This is a genomic window from Niallia sp. NCCP-28, from assembly GCF_023168165.1.
Taxonomy (GTDB): domain Bacteria; phylum Bacillota; class Bacilli; order Bacillales; family Cytobacillaceae; genus Niallia.
The window spans coordinates 62,416-80,556 of sequence record NZ_BQYJ01000005.1 but is presented as its reverse complement, the minus strand read 5'-3'; the positions used below and the strand labels follow the sequence as shown (position 1 = coordinate 80,556).

Below are 18,141 nucleotides of genomic sequence, written 5' to 3'. Positions count from 1 at the left end.
TCTCTTCACTTTAGAAATAATAGCCTCAAAATGCTTAAACATTCCTTCCCGACTATAATTTTTGTTCATGCACTGGTAGGAATAACTGAAAATATAAAAGAGTGGTGTCAAAATGGGATTAAACATATCTAGTTTAGAAAATATGAAATTAAAAGAGCTATATGAGCTAGCACGAGAATATAAAGTGTCCTACTATAGCAAATTAACAAAAAAAGAATTGATTTTCTCCATATTAAAAGCAAGGGCAGAACAAGAAGGCTACTTTTTTATGGAAGGTGTTCTTGAAATAATACAGTCGGAAGGTTTTGGATTCTTGCGACCAATTAATTATTCTCCAAGTTCACAAGATATTTATATATCTGCATCTCAAATTAGAAAATTTGATTTAAGAAATGGAGATAAGGTTTCGGGTAAAGTCCGACCGCCAAAAGAAAATGAACGGTATTTTGGATTGCTTCAAGTAGAAGCTGTAAATGGTGATGACCCTGAGGCTGCAAAGGAAAGAGTGCATTTCCCAGGGTTGACTCCACTTTATCCAAACCGCCAAATGATTTTAGAAACGACTCAAAAAAATGTTTCTACTAGAATTATGGATGTGTTGGCACCTGTGGGCTTTGGGCAGCGTGGTCTAATTGTAGCACCGCCAAAAGCTGGTAAAACGATGCTGATTAAAGAAATAGCAAACAGTATTACAACCAATCATCCTGATGCAGAATTAATTGTTTTGTTGATTGACGAGCGTCCTGAGGAAGTAACGGATATTGAAAGATCTGTTACAGGCGATGTAGTAAGCTCTACGTTTGATGAAGTGCCAGAAAATCATATTAAAGTTGCTGAATTAGTATTAGAAAGAGCGATGCGTTTAGTAGAACATAAAAGAGATGTTATTATATTAATGGATAGTATTACGAGATTAGCACGTGCTTATAATCTTGTGATTCCTCCTAGCGGCAGAACATTATCTGGAGGAATTGATCCAGCTGCGTTCCATCGTCCAAAACGTTTTTTTGGGGCAGCGCGGAACATTGAAGAAGGCGGATCTTTAACTATTTTAGCTACAGCTTTAGTGGATACTGGCTCTCGTATGGATGATGTTATATATGAAGAGTTTAAAGGAACTGGAAACATGGAATTGCATTTAGATCGTTCTCTTGCAGAAAGAAGAATTTTCCCTGCAATCGATATTCGCCGCTCTGGAACAAGAAAAGAAGAGCTTTTGATTCCGAAAGAACATCTAGACAAATTATGGGCTATCCGCAAATCTATGTCAGATTCTCCAGACTTTGCAGAGCGCTTCTTGCGTAAGCTTAGACAAACAAAATCAAACGAAGAATTTTTTGCTGTTTTGGCAGATCAAATGAAAGCAGGTTCTTCGAGAAAATCGTAACAGTAGAATAAAAATGTTTTGTTTGCAGTTTTCTCTATTTGATGAAGAAAAGCTAAGTTGAAATTGCAGTTTTTCTTATCCATTCCCAATCTTTTAAGCAGGGAGTGTATTGCTTGTTAAGATGATAAATAGGAAATGGTAAAATTTTATTTGCTTACATTTTCTAATATCATGATAAGATAAGGTGAGAATATAAATAAAGTTATGAAATTCCTTTTATTGGTCTTTTTGTAAAAAAATAAAAGAAGAACCTAATAGATAGAATGGATTAACAAGTTGCAAAAAAGTTTTGTCCTTGCTATAATAGTCACAGTATGTGATTTTAAATAACAATGAAAATTCATTGTTTATAACTCTGTTTCGAAAGTTGCAGGGCGGAAGGAGATGAAAAGGAATGAAAGCAGGAATTCATCCTAATTACAACGAAATTACGGTGAAATGTGCTTGTGGAAATGAGTTCACAACTGGTTCTGTTAAAAAAGAAATCAAAGTTGAAACTTGTTCTGAGTGCCACCCGTTCTATACTGGTCGTCAAAAATTCGCTGAAGCTGGCGGACGTGTTGATCGTTTCAACAAAAAGTACGGTCTTAAGTAATACGAAATCAAAAAGAACAGGCAAGAAGTTTAATTCCTTGCCTGTTCTTTCTTTTATGAGAAAAAATACTGGTGTATTAACCGGAAGTCATAAAGTGAATGATAAAATGATTTTTTTCTGAGAAATGCTACTTCTAAGTTAAATGAAGCGGAGTTTGTCAAAATTAGGCTGCTTAAGAATAGAAGGTAAAATATCCCTTCTATTCTTAAGCATCTTATGCTTTTTAGAGTAGAGGGAATAATACTAATAATGAAATTGAAGCCATTTCTTTTTAAATGGTTTTTCAATGTTGAATAAATGAAAGCAATGTTTTTCTTGAGGAAGGAGAGGTTTCATGTACGTAATGAAACAGCACGGCTGGGTAGAGGTCATTTGTGGGAGTATGTTTTCAGGCAAGTCAGAAGAGCTCATCCGTCGGGTAAGAAGAGCGGAATTCGCTAAACAAAATATCGTAGTTTTTAAACCGAAGATAGATAATCGTTATAGTGAAGAAGCGGTTGTTTCCCATAATGGTACGGCAACGAATGCTATTCCTATCAAAAATTCTGCAGAAATCTTTGAACATATCACGTCAGAGATTGAATTGGTTGCAATTGATGAAGTGCAGTTTTTTGATGAAGAAATAGTAGAAGTTGTGCAGCGCTTGGCTAATAGTGGGTATCGAGTTGTCTGTGCGGGACTCGATCAGGATTTCCGAGGAGAGCCATTTGGGAAAATGCCTAAACTTATGGCGGTCGCAGAGCTTGTTACTAAGCTGCAGGCAGTTTGTGCTGTATGTGGTTCTCCTGCTAGTCGTACGCAGCGTTTAATCAACGGTTCACCGGCATCTTATAATGATCCAATTATTTTGGTAGGAGCATCGGAATCATACGAACCTCGTTGCCGTCACCATCATGAAGTACCAGAATCGCCTCAAAGTGCAAATAAACAAGATAGTGGCACTTCTTCCTCTTTGTGAATAAGTATCTGCTGCTATTAAAAAAGTGAAAAGCTAAAAAGTCTCCTGTATAAGAGGAGACTTTTTTATTGTTAAAATTTAAAATGGCCCAAGCTAGTCTATTGATATCATTTACTCCTGAATGAGCTTTATTTTTCCTTTTGAAAAAGCTTGTCTTAGACTGGAGTAGGTATTTACTTTGCTTAAATTACTGCTAGAAACGCCAGCTAACTTGGCCATTTCAGGACTCATGCCAGAAATGGTAGTATCAATTCCTATTAGTGCAAGCACATGAATTAATTTGATTAATTCATCCAAAGTTTTGGCATCAAAGGTAGAAAGGCCAGATAAATCTATATATAGATGGTTTATTTTCTCTTTAAGACAGCGCTCGGGTACTTCTTCTATAATTGATTTTGAGCGGGAAGAGTCAATATCGCCAACTAGTGGCAAAACTCCTGTATTTGCGATCAAAGGAATAATGGGATTGCTGAGAGCGAGAATAATTTTCTGCTGTTCATTTAATTGTTTTATTGTAAATTCATGGTATAAACTAGCAAACTTATTATTTAAAGTATCAAATGCCTGTTGAAAAATTGTAATCCAATTTAAAATAACTTCTGTAGGAATATCGCCATGCTCTTTAATATATTGTTCAATATGTTCCCAAATTATCTGACGAGTAATGCTTAATGCTTGTAAAACCTCATGAGTGGGTGTTCCTAAATCAACTCTACTTTGTGCTACTTCAATTGCCCATTTTGATAGATTGCTAGCAAATATTTGCTGATCATCTAAGAATGCACTCATTACTGTCTGGATAGTAAATGTATGCTGTTTTTCCAATAACTCTTTAACATATGGAGAAACTGTACTAGAATAAATAGATCCATTTTCTCCCTCTTTTAATGAAAACCATCTCTCGCTGATGGAAGCAGAGTTTTCAAGTATATAATTATATAAAGAAGTATTCATTAAAGGCATTTCTCTAACTCCTCTTATTTATTGACATTGTTTGATTCCTATATCTAAACTATACTTTCATTATATAAGAAATAGGAAATAATTAGTTCATAAACAATTATTTATGTTCCCCTATTTAACAGGCTGAAAAACCTTCGCCTTGAGATTGGGAGAGACTAGGAAAAATTAGAGGGAATCAGATAACTGACTGCAAAAGCCTGATAGAAAAGAACATAGGTTGTAATATCTTTTAGAAAAACTTTTGCAGTTTGCAGTTTCGCTTTATAAATGGCTAGTTTTTAGTATTAATTTGGTTTTGACGGGGATTATAGCCTATAATATAATTAATACGTTATGGAAAAAAATGAGGTGAATATTCGTGTTTGATCGTCTACAAGCTGTAGAGGATCGTTATGATAAGCTTAATGAGTTATTGAGCGATCCTGAAATTGTTAATGATACAAAGAAATTGCGTGATTATTCGAAAGAACAATCCGATATCCAAGAAACGGTTGAAGTATACCGGGAATATAAAGAAGTAAAAGAACAGCATAAAGAAGCAAGAGCAATGCTGGAAGAAAAATTAGATGCTGAAATGCGTGAGATGGTAAAAGAAGAATTGGATGAAACGGGTGACCGTATTGAAGAGTTAGAAGCTCGTCTAAAAATCTTGCTGATTCCGAAAGACCCTAATGATGATAAAAACGTAATTATGGAAGTCCGCGGTGCTGCAGGTGGAGATGAAGCAGCATTGTTTGCTGGTGATTTATTCCGCATGTACAGCCGTTATGCAGAATCGCAAGGCTGGAAAATAGAAATTATGGATGCAAGCACAACTGGCGTCGGCGGCTATAAAGAAATTATCTTTATGATTAGCGGTAAAGGCGCTTATTCAAAAATGAAATTTGAAAATGGCGCACATAGGGTACAACGTGTTCCTGAAACAGAATCAGGTGGACGCATTCATACATCTACTGCAACGGTAGCATGTTTGCCAGAAACGGAAGAAGTAGAAGTGGACATTCATGAAAAAGATATTCGAGTAGACACATTTGCTTCTAGTGGACCTGGAGGACAAAGTGTAAATACGACGATGTCAGCTGTGCGTTTAACGCATTTACCTACTGGAATAGTTGCTTCTTGCCAAGATGAGAAGTCTCAGATCAAAAATAAGGAAAAGGCAATGAAAGTGTTGCGTGCTCGTATTTATGATAAATTCCAGCAAGAAGTACAAGCGGAATATGATCAGCAACGTAAATCTGCTGTTGGAACAGGAGACCGCTCTGAACGAATTAGAACATATAATTTCCCGCAAAACCGTGTAACAGATCATCGTATTGGTCTGACTATTCAAAAGCTTGACCAAATTCTTCAAGGAAAAATGGAAGATGTTATCGATGCATTAATTTTTGAAGAGCAATCAAGTCGTTTAGAGAGTGCATCTGATGTATAATCGCAATTCGATAAAAATATTTGAAGCCCTTAAATGGGCTTCTTCTTATTTACAAGAACATAAGCGGGAAGAATTTGCAGCAGAATTATTATTAAGGCACGTATTAAATATAAGCAGGTCAGAACTTATCATTCAGTTTAGAGAAGAACTGGATCAGAGCGCACTCTCCATATTTGAGAAATATGTAAAACTTCATGCAGAAGGGACACCCGTTCAGTATCTTATGGGATACGAAGAGTTTTATGGAAGAAAATTTAAAGTGAATAGTGAAGTGCTTATTCCTAGACCTGAAACAGAAGAGTTGGTGGAAGGGGCCATTACAAGAATAAAAAAAATTTTTTCGAAAGAGCATGCGCTGAAATTTGTTGATATTGGCACTGGAAGTGGAGCTATTGCAGTTACCTTTGCGTTAGAGGTTCCTTTTCTGGAAGTGACGGCAACAGATATTTCTTTGCCTTCTTTGCAAGTGGCGAAAGAAAACGCAGCACAATTAGGAGCGAATAGTATTCGATTTATTCAAGGTGACTTATTGGCTCCTTTTTTAGAAGCACAGGAGAAATTTGATGTTGTTCTCTCTAATCCTCCATATATTCCGGAAAGCGACGAGAAAGGAATGTCGGATGTTGTCACGAAACATGAACCGCATAGAGCATTGTTTGCTGGAGATAATGGTTTGGCAATATATAAACGATTGTGTGATCAACTTCCATTGGTGTTAAAAGAGCAGAGTCTTGTTGGATTTGAAGTGGGGGCGGGGCAAAGTGGAGCGGTATCTTCCATTCTGCAAAACACATTTCCAAATGCAAAAGTAGAAGTAGTGTATGATATTAATGGTAAAGACCGAATGGTGTTTGCGGAAATTGGATTTGACCAGAACAGATAAAGGTATAAAGTATTTAGGGGCATCCTATGAGGGGTAGCCCTTTTTATCACATATTAAGGGTTTTTTGCCCCCCCCTTAAGGGATTGTAAGAGAAAAAGAGAAATCTAGGTGGGGAAAAACTTGCCTGTAAAAGCCTGTTTGAAGTTTCAAATTATGTTGAGCCATATCTAGCAAAATATTTTTTGTGAAACTAGCAAAAAAATTTATTTTGCTAGTTTAAGATTGTTGCAAGCTGTCCACACTGTTTTAGTGAAGGGGCGGTGCTAAATATGAAAAAGAAACCAATGGCAACTATCTATTTATTCGTACTTATTGTATCTACTATTTTAAGTTTATATATACCAAAAAATGAAGTAACAGCAAATGATGAAATTGTGATTCCTAGTGATGCAATCCGCTTAAGAATTTTGGCAAATAGTGATTCAGAAGAAGATCAAGCATTAAAAAGAAAAGTGCGTGATGCTGTCAATAAAGAAATTACTAAATGGGTAGCTGAATTAACTTCCAAAGAGGAAGCAAAGCAATTATTAAAATCAAACTTGCCGGAGATTCAAAAAATTGCGGAAAAAGTAGTAGCAGAAGAAAATCAGCAGCAGGCGGTGAAAGTGAAGTTTGGAAAGGTAGATTTTCCAACAAAGCTATATGGGGAATTCCTTTATCCAGCAGGGACGTATGAAGCAATCTTAATTACCTTAGGAAAAGGAGAAGGGGCAAATTGGTGGTGTGTATTATTTCCTCCATTATGTTTCCTGGATTTCTCTAATGGGGTAGCTGTAAGTAAAGGGGTAGAAGAAAAAGAGGAGAATAAGGCAGATAAACAAGGAGATATTGCTAAAGCAGCAGATAAAGAGGATCAGGTAAAAGAAAAGATAAAAAAGGAAACAAAGGAAGATCCCTTATATGTAGAAGAAACAAAGGATGAGGATGTTAAAGTAAAATTTTTTTTAGTAGAGTTATGGGATAAAATATTTGGTTGATAGATAGAAACTGCCTGAGCTAAGCTAGGGCAGTTTTTTATATAAAAAATGAAAATATTAGACGGATTGCGGCATTAGAGCATGTTTTAAAAAAAGAATTATATAATGTAATATAAAGTGAAACTTCAATCAGACTTTTACAGGCAAGTTTTTCCCCACCTAGATTTCTCTTTTTCTCTTACAATTCCTTAAGTGGGGGACAAAAGCCCATTAATGCGTGATAAAAGTAAAGGTGCTCAAAATTTAATTTACACAACTATGTTTAAACTTATAAGGGAAGGAAATGGAGGAGATTAAATGGAAGCTGTTTTGCGAAGTATGTTTCAATCAATTGCAAAAAATGCAGCTGCAAATAAACTGGCCAAAAAATATGGCCTGCGCTTTGGTGCCCAGAGGTTTGTTGCAGGGGAAACGGTTGCTAGTGCAATAGAATGTGTAAAACTGCTGAATGCAAGGAAAATAGCAGCGACACTTGATCATCTTGGCGAATTTGTTTTTACAGAAGAAGAAGCAAAACACTCTGCTGATATGTGTTTATTAACATTAGATCATATTTATGCATCAAAAGTCGAATCCCATTTATCTGTTAAATTAACTTCCTTAGGTTTAGATATAAACAAAGAGTTATGTATGAATAATATGAGAACTATTTTGGAGCGAGCGCAGCAATATGACAATTTTGTTCGAATTGATATGGAAGATTTTTCTCATTGTGAAGCAGCAATTGAGATTTATGAACAATTGCGCAAAAAATACGATAATGTTGGTTTAGTTATTCAAGCATATTTATATCGAACAGAAGAGGATATAAAACGATTACATCAAATAGCAGCAAATTTACGATTGGTAAAAGGTGCTTATAAAGAGTCTCCTAATGTAGCTTTTCCAGAAAAAGCGGATGTTGATGAAAATTTTAAAAAAATCATCCAAACGCATCTATTAAATAGTTATTATACAGCCATTGCAACACATGATGAGAATATAATTGACTTTGCGAAAAAATTGGTTTCTGACCACCAAATCAAAACAAGTATGTTTGAATTTCAGATGTTATATGGAATACGCGTAGATTTGCAAAATAAGCTAGTGGAAGAAGGGTATAAAGTTAGAGTATATGTTCCTTATGGTGTCGATTGGTTTGGTTATTTTATGAGAAGATTGGCCGAAAGACCAGCCAATAGCTGGTTTGTGTTAAAGAACTTATTTAAATAGCAGCAAAATGTAACAAAAAAGATAAAGATTAATAGGTCTTTAATCGCCAACTAAAGGAGTAGGAAAGAAAAATGAGGAATTTATCTGGGCAGAAACTTGCTGCGAAAAAGCCTCATAGTAGAGAATAAAGCCATAATCACCATGAAGATATGTTTGGCCTATGTCTGATCTTGCCAGAAGGAGCAAACATTGGGGAGTGAAATCCCCGATGTTTTTATGTTGATTTTCTTCCTATGTTGTAAAAGATTGGTCTGTTTAGGCTTATAAACCTGTAATCAATCTAGAAATTATAACAAAAAATAATGCTATTATGGTAAATTATTAATGAATACATACAAAGGGTTTTCTACGTTCAGTTATTCACAATTTTCAAAAGATGGTTTTCGCTTTTGCAGCTAGGCTGTTTGGAGAAAGAATAAATGGAATTAGTAGAAAAAGAGATGCGTCCTTATGAAGTAAATGGATGGACAGAAGAGTATAATGCTAAAAAATAGTTGATCTTGGATAACTTAGATAGCATTTTGATATATTTGATAAAAAACGATGATATGCTGCCAGATGGAGATTCTCTTTTCGAAATACTAGAAAGTAATAGAGGTATAACATTTATTAAAAGAAACAGGAAAGGCGTATTTTAAGATATATAGAAACAAAATGCAGCAGCCAATCCTATAGTTTTTTAAGAAAGGCTTTGATAAAGGAAAACTTCAATTAGTAAGAATTTTTTAATTCTCTGCTGATTATTAGTGGAACTAATTGGGATGTTACGGGAAAGTTTTTATCTGCCTAGAATTTTTGTTTTCTCATATCAGCTCGAGGTGGAGGGCAAAGGCCTGTTAATGCGTGAGAAAATAAAAAAGTATGATCTCTAAATATAATAAAATATAGTAAAATAAACTAGCATTTTTTCTTTTTTTTCTCATAGAAATAGAATAACAGAAGTTTAAAAAGGCTATTTCTTAAAGATGGGGTGGAGAAAATGCAAAAATCAGTTCGACAGGCGATGCAAGAGGATTTAGAAAAAATTCAGACCTTCTTAGCGAAAACAGCAGTAGATACAGAAGATATTGAAAAATGGTTAAATTATTATTTATTAGTGGAAGATAAAAATGGGGATTTGATTGGTACAATTGGCATTGAACCATTTGAAAAAGTTGGCTTATTGCGTTCCCTTGTTATTGCCAATGCAACAGCAGAAGACATATTATATTTGCTTCAGCAAACAATACAATTGGCAAAGGAGCGTCAACTTGAATCCTTATACTGCATGATCAATAATAAAAGCGCGATTCATTTATTCTCATTGTTAGGATTTCGGACGATAAGAAAAGAAAAAATGCCAGAGGAAATAAAGACATCAAAATCAGTAGCAAATATATGGACTGTTAATAACCTGCAATATATGTATTATCATATAGAGAATGTGAATAAATAGAATAAGTTATCCACAAAAATGGATAACTTATTCACAAATTGTGTATAAAACAACTATTTATCCACTGATTTTTTTGAATAGGTATAAATAATATTGTATTTTTTGTCGAAAATGTGGGAAATAAGGCTTTTTAATAAGAGAAAAAATAGTTTTTGAAAAGGTGGATAAAAATGGAGACGATTTATTGGGAAGTGGATAAAACTGTGGATAGTATAGACAGTTATCCACAAATCAAAAAGGCTGCTGATTTTCTGAAACAAAATGAAGTAGTAGCATTTCCGACCGAAACTGTTTATGGGTTAGGAGGAAATGCAAAAGATGATCAAGCAATAAAGAAAATTTTTGCAGCCAAAGGACGTCCATCTGACAATCCTTTAATTATACATATTGCCAAACAAGAGCAAATAAAAGAATTTGTGGAAGAGATACCTGCTGTGGCTAAACAGTTAATGGAAGCTTTTTGGCCAGGAGCTTTAACAATTATATTACGAATAAAAAAGGGGGTATTATCTCCCTATGCAACAGCGGGTTTGCCAACTGTGGGAGTGCGCATGCCCGATCATCCAGTTGCATTAAAGTTAATAGAACAATCGAATCTTCCTATTGCAGCTCCAAGTGCCAATCAATCAGGAAAGCCAAGTCCTACTAATGCTGTGCATGTAAAGGAAGATTTAGATGGCAAAATTGCTGGTATTTTGGATGGTGGAAGTACTGGTGTTGGGGTTGAATCGACCGTTATTGATTGTACGGATCAAATGCCGACTATTCTTCGGCCAGGTGGTATAACAATAGAACAAATTGAACAAATAATTGGAGAAGTTCACTTAGACTCAGCTTTAACGAATAAAGAAGCAAAACCAAAAGCGCCCGGAATGAAATATAGTCATTATGCTCCTGATGTTCCTTTGTTTTTAGTAAAAGGAACAAAAGAAAGAATTCAGCTGCTTATTAATGAAGCGAAACAAACAGGGAAAAAAGTGGGAGTGCTCACAACAAAAGAGCATAAAAATTATTATGATGCAGATTATATTTTTGCCTGTGGAAAACGAGAAGATTTAGAAACAGTAGCCGCAACATTATATGAAGGGCTAAGGTCATTCAACTATAAGGATGTAGATGTAATTTATAGTGAAATGTTTCCTGACTCCGGAGTAGGACAAGCAATTATGAATAGGCTCATGAAGGCAGCTGCTCACCGAGTAATAGAGTAAAAAGATTTGTCTGGCATTAACGGATTTGTGGACCCTGATTTAAGACTAGAAGTGAAAACGAAAAATCTAGGTGTGGAGAAACTTGCTGAGTAAAAGCCTAAGGTATGATAATAGTAAGGATCTGCACCCTCCTATGGCAACGTTTGTATGGCCTATATCTTATCTTGCTTAGAGAAGTAATTAGAGGGGAATGTAAATGGAGCTCCCCTTTAATTGAAGTTTCACTTTATAGTGTGGATAAGTTGGATAGAAGTTTTTTCTATTGGACTTATCCGTATTTTTTTGGATATCTTTTTATAATCCAAAAGAATACAATGACTTTCATGAATAATCCGCTTAAAGGAGAAAAAACATTGATTAAATTTTCCACTTAAACCATTCTAAATTTTCTTGGCATTGCATATTCTCTAAATAGCAAGTCCAAGGAGGCAAAAGTATGTCTATAGACTGGGGAGAGTTAATCACACTAATTATCATGGCATTTGCTTTAGGAATGGACGCATTTTCTATTGGATTAGGCATGGGAATGTATAAGCTCCGTTTAAGGCAAATAGCTAAAATTGGTTTAACAATTGGCGTTTTTCATATAATTATGCCGCTTTTAGGCATGATAGCAGGAAGGTTCTTATCTGATAACTTTGGAGCGATAGCAGGAATAATTGGTGGTGGATTGCTTGTTATTCTTGGTATGCAAATGATATGGTCAAGCTTTAAATCAGAACATGGATACCGAATTACACCTGTTGGTTTTGGTTTATTGATTTTTGCTTTAAGTGTTAGTTTAGATAGTTTTTCTGTAGGCTTAAGTTTAGGGATATATCAAGCTAGAACAGTAGTTGTTTTAGCGTGTTTTGGAATAATGGCAACATGCTTAACATGGTTGGGCCTGCTTATAGGGCGAAAGGTTCAAGGCATGTTAGGTTTGTATGGAGAAGTATTGGGTGGAGGAATTCTTTTGGTTTTTGGATTGAAATTGTTGTTGAACATATAAAAAGATGAAAAATCTAGGCTGCCTTTAAGGGAAGTTGTCTAGATTTTTTTACGGTGGGGATTAAGCAAGTATAAAAAGAAAAAAGGTTATTTTATCAAAATATGACTTTTCGTTGCCGATAAGTAATCCCTGATATTTTAGAGAGTAGAGACAAATATAATTATTTACATGGGGATAAAAGGGGGAATTCTCATTTATTTAATACAAAGTTATCCAAATAAGAAGAAGGAGAATAGAATATTTAGGCCATTTGGTCTATAATGAAAGAAAATAATAGAAGGAGGATGATTTATGATTCGTGTATTATTTGTCTGTACAGGAAATACTTGCCGCAGCCCGATGGCAGAAGCTATTTTAAAAGCTAAGAAGATAAAAAATGTAGAAGTAAAGTCGGCTGGAGTTTTTGCAATAGATGGTGAAGAAGCTTCTTATCAAGCCCAAGAAGTTTTGGCGGAAAAGAACATCGGTTATTTTCACAGATCAGCGTTGCTTACGAATGAGCTGATTGATTGGGCAACGTATGTATTAACAATGACTGTAGGGCACAAAAGTACAATCTTGGCACAATATCCATCCTCTATTAGGAAAACGTTTACTTTGAAAGAGTTTGCTTTTGAGAATATAGAAGGAGACGTTTTAGATCCATTTGGTGGTTCTGTTGAGCAATATAAAAGGACATTTGAAGAATTAGATTTATTAATACAAAGTATGATGGATAAATTGGAATAATAATTAGTGGGGGTTATTATGGAAGTCAGTCGGGGTTACAAGTTTAGTTTAAGAAAAAAATTAGTGTTTTTTATTACTTCTTTAGCACTAATTACTTATTCTACAAGTGCGTTTTTTATTTATGTAATTTACCCGTTGTTAGCAAATAGTATAGAAGTCAGTTCTTATACTTTTACTGTTGCTACACTAATGATGGGGATTTTTTGGTCTGGTGTATTAGCGTTTATAGCTGCTGGGGTAATAATAAAGCCATTGCAGAAGCTGGAGAAAACAGCGTTGAATGCGGCGCATGGGGACATAAGCAAAGATGCAGAAATATCTAAATCAGATGATGAAATAAAATCATTGGGCATTGCATTTAATCATATGCTTTTTAATTTAAGAGAAATGGTGCAAAATATAGAAGAAAATTTCAATAAAACAAACAGTAAAGTAAAAGACTTAAATAAAGAGGCTAATTGTGCAAAAGAGCAAACGCTTGCAATTTCGTTGGCTGTAAAGGAAATTGCAGAGGGGTCTGAAGTTTCTGCTCGATCTGTCCAAGATACCGCTGTTTCGGTAGATGAGGCGATGGAGCTTGCGCAAGCTGTTAAAACAAAAGCAGATTCTTCATTAGAAATTTCCCAAAATATGATACACGATTTAACGGAAACAAACCAAGTGGTTCTCTCGCTGATTAAGGGGATGAAAACACTAGTAGAAGAAAATAATAATTCTTTGAAATCTGTTCAAAAATTAGAAACCAATGCTAATGAAGTGGAAAAAATTATAAAGCTTGTAGGGGATATCGCTTCTCAAACAAATTTGCTTGCATTAAATGCTTCTATTGAAGCAGCTAGAGCTGGAGAGCATGGAACTGGTTTTGCCGTTGTGGCAGAAGAGGTAAGGCATCTTGCTGATGAAAGTGCCAAAGCAGTGGAAGGTATAACAGAACTTGTCAAAGGTATACAGTCAGAAGTGAAAAATGTAGTAAAGCAAATGAAAATGCAAGTCGCAAATGTGGAGCAGGAATCAAAAAAAGGAGAAGATGCAAATCAAGCTTTTCACCATATGAATGCAACCATTAAAGAAATGGCAGAACGTGTAGCAAGCATTACAGAACTTGTACATCAGCAAATGGAACAAATCTATCAAACGTCTCAACAATCTCAAGAAGTTGCTGCTGTTGCGGAACAAACTTCTGCTTGCGCACAGCAAGTTTCTAATATAACAGAAAGTCAAAACACAATAATTAATAAAGTGGACGAACTGGCCGTGCTATTAAAAGGGCAAGCGGAGGAGCTGAAAACAACTATTTCGCGATTTACTATTTAATAGCATATGGAATATATTTATTCTAAAGAGTTGAAGAAAACGTTTAGCTTTTGTGAAATGAATTCTTTGGGAACAGCTTTGTAGAGTAGAAAAGTGGTTCTTTTTATAGGGGAATATTCAAGTCTTTCTATTTTTGAATCTTTCTATTTTGGTGCTTTTATGTGAAAATAAGATTGTTAAAGAGGGAGGATGATAGTGATGAAAGTAGCAGTGGCTTCTGATCATGGAGGTATAAATACACGGAGAGAAATAATCAGTTTACTTGAGCAAATGGGAATAGAATATGTTGATTTTGGCTGTGAGTGCAAAACATCAGTAGATTATCCTGATTATGCACTGCCAGTTGCGGAAAAAGTAGCAAATGGCGAATTTGATCGTGGAATTCTTATTTGCGGTACAGGCATAGGGATGAGCATTGCAGCAAATAAAGTAAAAGGGGTACGTTGTGCTTTAGTCCATGATGTGTATAGCGCAAAATTAACCCGGGAACACAATGACAGCAATATGATAGCGATGGGGGAGCGAGTAATCGGTCCAGGGCTTGCTTGTGAAATTGTCAAAGTATGGATTCAGGCAGAATTTAGTGGTCAGAGGCATGGTGCCCGTCTGGAAAAAATTGCTGAATATGAAAAAAGTCATTTAAGTTAATTAATCTAGTCGTTCGAAAGGCAGTGTCTTGATGAATAATGAAAAATTAGCTTTAGAAAAACAAATGGAAACAATTCTCGATGAATACCAAAAGCAGGCGAATTTGTCCAACCGTCATTTATTTGTTGTAGGATGCAGTACAAGTGAAGTGATTGGGCAAAGAATTGGATCAGCTGGTACAGTGGATGTTGCAGAAATTATTTTTAATCAATTAGCTAGTTTTAGGAATGAAATAGGTATTTCGCTAGCTTTTCAATGCTGTGAACATTTGAACAGAGCCCTTGTTGTGGAACGGAAAACAATGGAAGAAAAGGGATTGGCGGAGGTTTCTGTCATTCCAGTTCGCCATGCAGGTGGCGCGATGGCGACGTATGCATACCATCATATGAAGGATCCAGTAGTGGTTGAGTTTATTCAGGCTGATGGCGGCATGGATATTGGCGATACTTTTATTGGCATGCATCTTAAGCATGTTGCAGTACCTCTGCGCACCTCTTTGAAGCAATTAGGCGAAGCTCATATAACGCTTGCCAAATCTCGACCGAAATTGATAGGCGGCGTGCGCGCAGTTTATGAAAACACCGATGAAAATAAATCTTGTTGAAATTGAAGGGATATTCATAGTAAAAAGCAGGTGAGGATATGCTTTTTCATATGTGTCGAAAACGAAAAGTTGAGATGGCGCGTATGTATAGCAGGGAATCATTTTATGCATTTTATTATGATTATCTTTTTTTTTGCAATCAATGCTTTCGTGCTACCATATGCCATAGATATTGTAATAGTCTTATTTTTATATAATATTAATTAACTAAATTTTATGAAATCTAAAGCAGGGAAAATGTTATTGTTAAGAGGTTTGAGATTGATAAAAATAATGAGAAATTTTTGGAATATAGCAAAAGTTAATGTAAAAAATGAAAAAAAGTAAAAGTGGATAGATATACGAATTGATTAGGTGATTAAAAACGAACATTTTTGTTTGTTTATATTTTTATAATTCGTATTTTCTTCTTCCTTTTTAAAAACATTACATGTTAGAATAGAATTGAATTTACGGTAGATAGAGATTTTATTATGAACAGTTAATAAGGGAGGATTACAAATGAAGCACTTAGCACAACAAGACGAGCGTATTTTTCAAGCTATTCAACAAGAATTAGGACGTCAACGATCAAAAATTGAATTAATAGCATCTGAAAACTTTGTAAGTGAAGCAGTAATGGAAGCACAAGGATCTGTTTTAACCAATAAATATGCAGAAGGATATCCTGCTAAACGCTATTATGGCGGTTGTGAATATGTAGATATCGTAGAGGATATTGCTAGAGATCGTGCGAAAGAAATTTTTGGAGCAGAATATGTAAATGTTCAGCCGCATTCTGGTGCGCAAGCAAATATGGCTGTTTATTTCACTATTTTGGAAACTGGCGATACTGTTTTAGGAATGAACTTGTCCCATGGTGGTCATTTAACGCATGGCAGTCCTGTAAATTTTAGTGGTGTGCAATATAACTTTATTGAATATGGTGTTGATAAAGAGAGTCAGTATATAAATTATGAAGATGTAAGGGAAAAAGCGCTTGAGCATAAACCGAAATTGATTGTTGCTGGTGCCAGTGCGTATCCTCGTGAAATAGATTTTGCTAAATTCCGTGAAATAGCTGATGAAGTGGGAGCATATTTGATGGTAGATATGGCGCATATTGCTGGATTAGTTGCTGCGGGTCTTCATCAAAACCCAGTTCCATATGCTGATTTTGTAACAACAACAACACATAAAACATTAAGAGGCCCACGCGGAGGCATGATTTTATGCAGAGAAGAGTTTGGCAAAAAAATTGATAAATCCATTTTCCCTGGAATTCAAGGCGGACCATTAATGCATGTTATTTCTGCTAAAGCTGTAGCATTTGGAGAAGCACTGCAGCCAGATTTTAAAGTATATGCAGAAAATATTATTGCAAATGCAAAAAGATTAGCAGAAGGATTGCAAAAAGAAGGATTAAACCTTGTATCTGGAGGAACAGACAACCATTTATTATTAGTGGATCTGCAAAGCTTAGGTTTATCAGGAAAAGTAGCAGAGCATGTGCTTGATGAAGTAGGAATCACAGTAAATAAAAACACAATTCCATATGATCCAGCAAGTCCATTTGTTACAAGCGGTGTTCGTATTGGAACAGCTGCTGTAACATCTCGTGGTTTTGGATTAGAAGATATGGATGAAATAGCATCAATCATTGGCTTTACATTAAAAAACCATGAAGATGGGGACAAATTAGCACAAGCGGCAAAACGAGTAGAAGCATTAACAAGCAAATTTGTATTATATAAAGAACTTTAAAAAATGGCGTTAAGGTCTGTTCTGTTTTTTGGGACAGGCTTTTTTTATGTCCTCGGAAAAAAGCGATTGTTTTTGAAATTTTAGGATACGATAAAAAGTGGAATGAATTAAATAGATGAAAATATCTGAATTAACTTACAAGTTGCTTCCCTAGTGCTTTTTCTGTAGAATAATTAGAAGTGTATTTAGGACAAAAAGATGGAAATGGAGTGAATATTGTGGCAAAAGTATATGTGTTTGATCACCCGCTTATTCAACATAAACTTACATATATCAGAGAAACAAAAACAGGTACAAAAGAATTTAGAGAATTAGTTGATGAAGTAGCGACATTAATGGCTTTTGAAATTACAAGAGATTTGCCTTTAGAGGAAATTGAAATCGAAACTCCTGTGTGTACAACGAAATCAAAAGTTCTTTCCGGCAAAAAGCTTGGAATTATTCCAATCTTGCGTGCTGGTATTGGTATGGTAGATGGAATTCTTAAACTGATTCCTGCTGCCAAAGTAGGGCATATTGGATTATACCGGGATCCAAAAACATTAAAACCAGTAGAATATTATGTGAAATTGCCTTCTGACGTAGAGGAAAGAGAGTTTATTGTAGTAGATCCAATGCTTGCAACTGGAGGATCTGCAGTTGAGGCGATTAACTCTTTAAAAAGCAGAGGCGGAAAAAACATTAAATTTATGTGTTTGATTGCGGCTCCAGAAGGAGTAGAAGCATTAAAAGAGGCGCATCCTGATGTGGATATTTATATTGCAGCATTGGATGAGAAGTTAAATGAAAAAGGTTATATTGTTCCTGGGTTAGGTGATGCTGGGGACCGCTTGTTTGGCACAAAATAATAAATGATAGAGAAAAACCGAATGCTGATGTCATTCGGTTTTTTTTTAGGTAATCATTTTAATTTAGATAGTGAATAATTTATGTTCCTCAATATTTCTGTAAAATCCAGTTGGGCATATGGAATCTCTTGCTAGATTACATAATCTTGATAGTTCTGCGAGAAACTAAAAAGTATATACGAAAATCGGCATTTTTACATATAAATAGATT

The 18,141-nt window shown here is 35.2% G+C and carries 17 protein-coding genes; 16 read left to right on the top strand and 1 reads right to left on the bottom strand.

All coding sequences use genetic code 11. From position 1 onward, the window contains the following. Positions 1-112 precede the first annotated feature (112 nt). The 3 genes from rho (at position 113) to NCCP28_RS15265 (ending at position 2,940) form a co-directional block, all read left to right on the top strand. Entirely contained in the window at positions 113-1,387 is a 1,275-nt protein-coding gene (gene rho, locus NCCP28_RS15275; protein ID WP_101178884.1) for a transcription termination factor Rho, read from the top strand. A 394-nt stretch (positions 1,388-1,781) separates the two neighbouring features. Continuing rightward, positions 1,782-1,982: a 50S ribosomal protein L31 gene (rpmE, locus tag NCCP28_RS15270; protein ID WP_248562292.1), complete on the top strand. Its 201-nt coding sequence runs from the start codon at positions 1,782-1,784 to the stop codon at positions 1,980-1,982. 334 nt (positions 1,983-2,316) lie between these two features. Further along, positions 2,317-2,940: a thymidine kinase gene (locus tag NCCP28_RS15265; RefSeq protein ID WP_248562291.1), complete on the top strand. Its 624-nt coding sequence runs from the start codon at positions 2,317-2,319 to the stop codon at positions 2,938-2,940. Positions 2,941-3,051: 111 nt separating this feature from the next. Here NCCP28_RS15265 and NCCP28_RS15260 read toward each other — a convergent pair whose 3' ends face one another. Next, on the bottom strand, positions 3,052-3,903 hold the full coding sequence (locus NCCP28_RS15260) for an STAS domain-containing protein (protein ID WP_248562290.1): 852 nt from the start codon (positions 3,901-3,903) through the stop codon (positions 3,052-3,054). Between the two features lie 358 nt (positions 3,904-4,261). Here NCCP28_RS15260 and prfA point away from each other — a divergent pair, with 358 nt between their 5' ends. The 13 genes from prfA to upp all read left to right on the top strand — a co-directional run bounded on the left by prfA (position 4,262) and on the right by upp (position 17,930). Continuing rightward, a complete protein-coding gene (prfA, locus tag NCCP28_RS15255; protein WP_248562289.1) occupies positions 4,262-5,335 on the top strand; it encodes a peptide chain release factor 1 in 1,074 nt (357 codons plus the stop codon). After that, positions 5,328-6,218 (top strand): peptide chain release factor N(5)-glutamine methyltransferase, encoded by an 891-nt coding sequence (gene prmC, locus NCCP28_RS15250; RefSeq protein WP_282579580.1) that lies wholly within the window; start codon positions 5,328-5,330, stop codon positions 6,216-6,218. The genes prfA and prmC overlap by 8 nt, the downstream gene beginning before the upstream one ends. 269 nt (positions 6,219-6,487) lie before the next feature. Then, positions 6,488-7,195: a stage II sporulation protein R gene (gene spoIIR / locus NCCP28_RS15245; RefSeq protein ID WP_248562288.1), complete on the top strand. Its 708-nt coding sequence runs from the start codon at positions 6,488-6,490 to the stop codon at positions 7,193-7,195. Positions 7,196-7,492: 297 nt separating this feature from the next. Beyond that, on the top strand, positions 7,493-8,407 hold the full coding sequence (locus tag NCCP28_RS15240; protein WP_248562287.1) for a proline dehydrogenase family protein: 915 nt from the start codon (positions 7,493-7,495) through the stop codon (positions 8,405-8,407). A 979-nt stretch (positions 8,408-9,386) separates the two neighbouring features. Further along, positions 9,387-9,842 carry a GNAT family N-acetyltransferase gene (locus NCCP28_RS15235; protein ID WP_248562286.1) on the top strand — a complete coding sequence of 152 codons (456 nt, stop codon included), beginning with the start codon at positions 9,387-9,389 and terminating at the stop codon, positions 9,840-9,842. Positions 9,843-10,012: 170 nt separating this feature from the next. Next, on the top strand, positions 10,013-11,053 hold the full coding sequence (locus tag NCCP28_RS15230; RefSeq protein ID WP_248562285.1) for an L-threonylcarbamoyladenylate synthase: 1,041 nt from the start codon (positions 10,013-10,015) through the stop codon (positions 11,051-11,053). A 436-nt stretch (positions 11,054-11,489) separates the two neighbouring features. Then, a complete protein-coding gene (locus tag NCCP28_RS15225; protein WP_248562284.1) occupies positions 11,490-12,044 on the top strand; it encodes a manganese efflux pump MntP in 555 nt (184 codons plus the stop codon). A gap of 291 nt (positions 12,045-12,335) precedes the next feature. Continuing rightward, complete coding sequence (locus tag NCCP28_RS15220; RefSeq protein WP_248562283.1) at positions 12,336-12,773, top strand: low molecular weight protein arginine phosphatase; 438 nt, start codon at positions 12,336-12,338, stop codon at positions 12,771-12,773. An 18-nt stretch (positions 12,774-12,791) separates the two neighbouring features. Further along, the gene (locus NCCP28_RS15215) at positions 12,792-14,087 is read left to right on the top strand and encodes a methyl-accepting chemotaxis protein (RefSeq protein ID WP_248562282.1); all 1,296 of its coding nucleotides are present in this window, start codon (positions 12,792-12,794) and stop codon (positions 14,085-14,087) included. Positions 14,088-14,285: 198 nt separating this feature from the next. Continuing rightward, the gene (gene rpiB, locus NCCP28_RS15210) at positions 14,286-14,735 is read left to right on the top strand and encodes a ribose 5-phosphate isomerase B (RefSeq protein ID WP_248562477.1); all 450 of its coding nucleotides are present in this window, start codon (positions 14,286-14,288) and stop codon (positions 14,733-14,735) included. A gap of 31 nt (positions 14,736-14,766) precedes the next feature. Beyond that, positions 14,767-15,339, top strand: coding sequence for a TIGR01440 family protein (locus NCCP28_RS15205; protein WP_248562281.1), 573 nt, complete (start codon positions 14,767-14,769; stop codon positions 15,337-15,339). A 501-nt stretch (positions 15,340-15,840) separates the two neighbouring features. Beyond that, positions 15,841-17,082, top strand: coding sequence for a serine hydroxymethyltransferase (gene glyA, locus NCCP28_RS15200; RefSeq protein ID WP_248562280.1), 1,242 nt, complete (start codon positions 15,841-15,843; stop codon positions 17,080-17,082). Positions 17,083-17,300: 218 nt separating this feature from the next. Beyond that, positions 17,301-17,930, top strand: a complete 630-nt coding sequence (gene upp, locus NCCP28_RS15195) for a uracil phosphoribosyltransferase (RefSeq protein ID WP_248562279.1) — start codon at positions 17,301-17,303, stop codon at positions 17,928-17,930. Positions 17,931-18,141 lie beyond the last annotated feature (211 nt).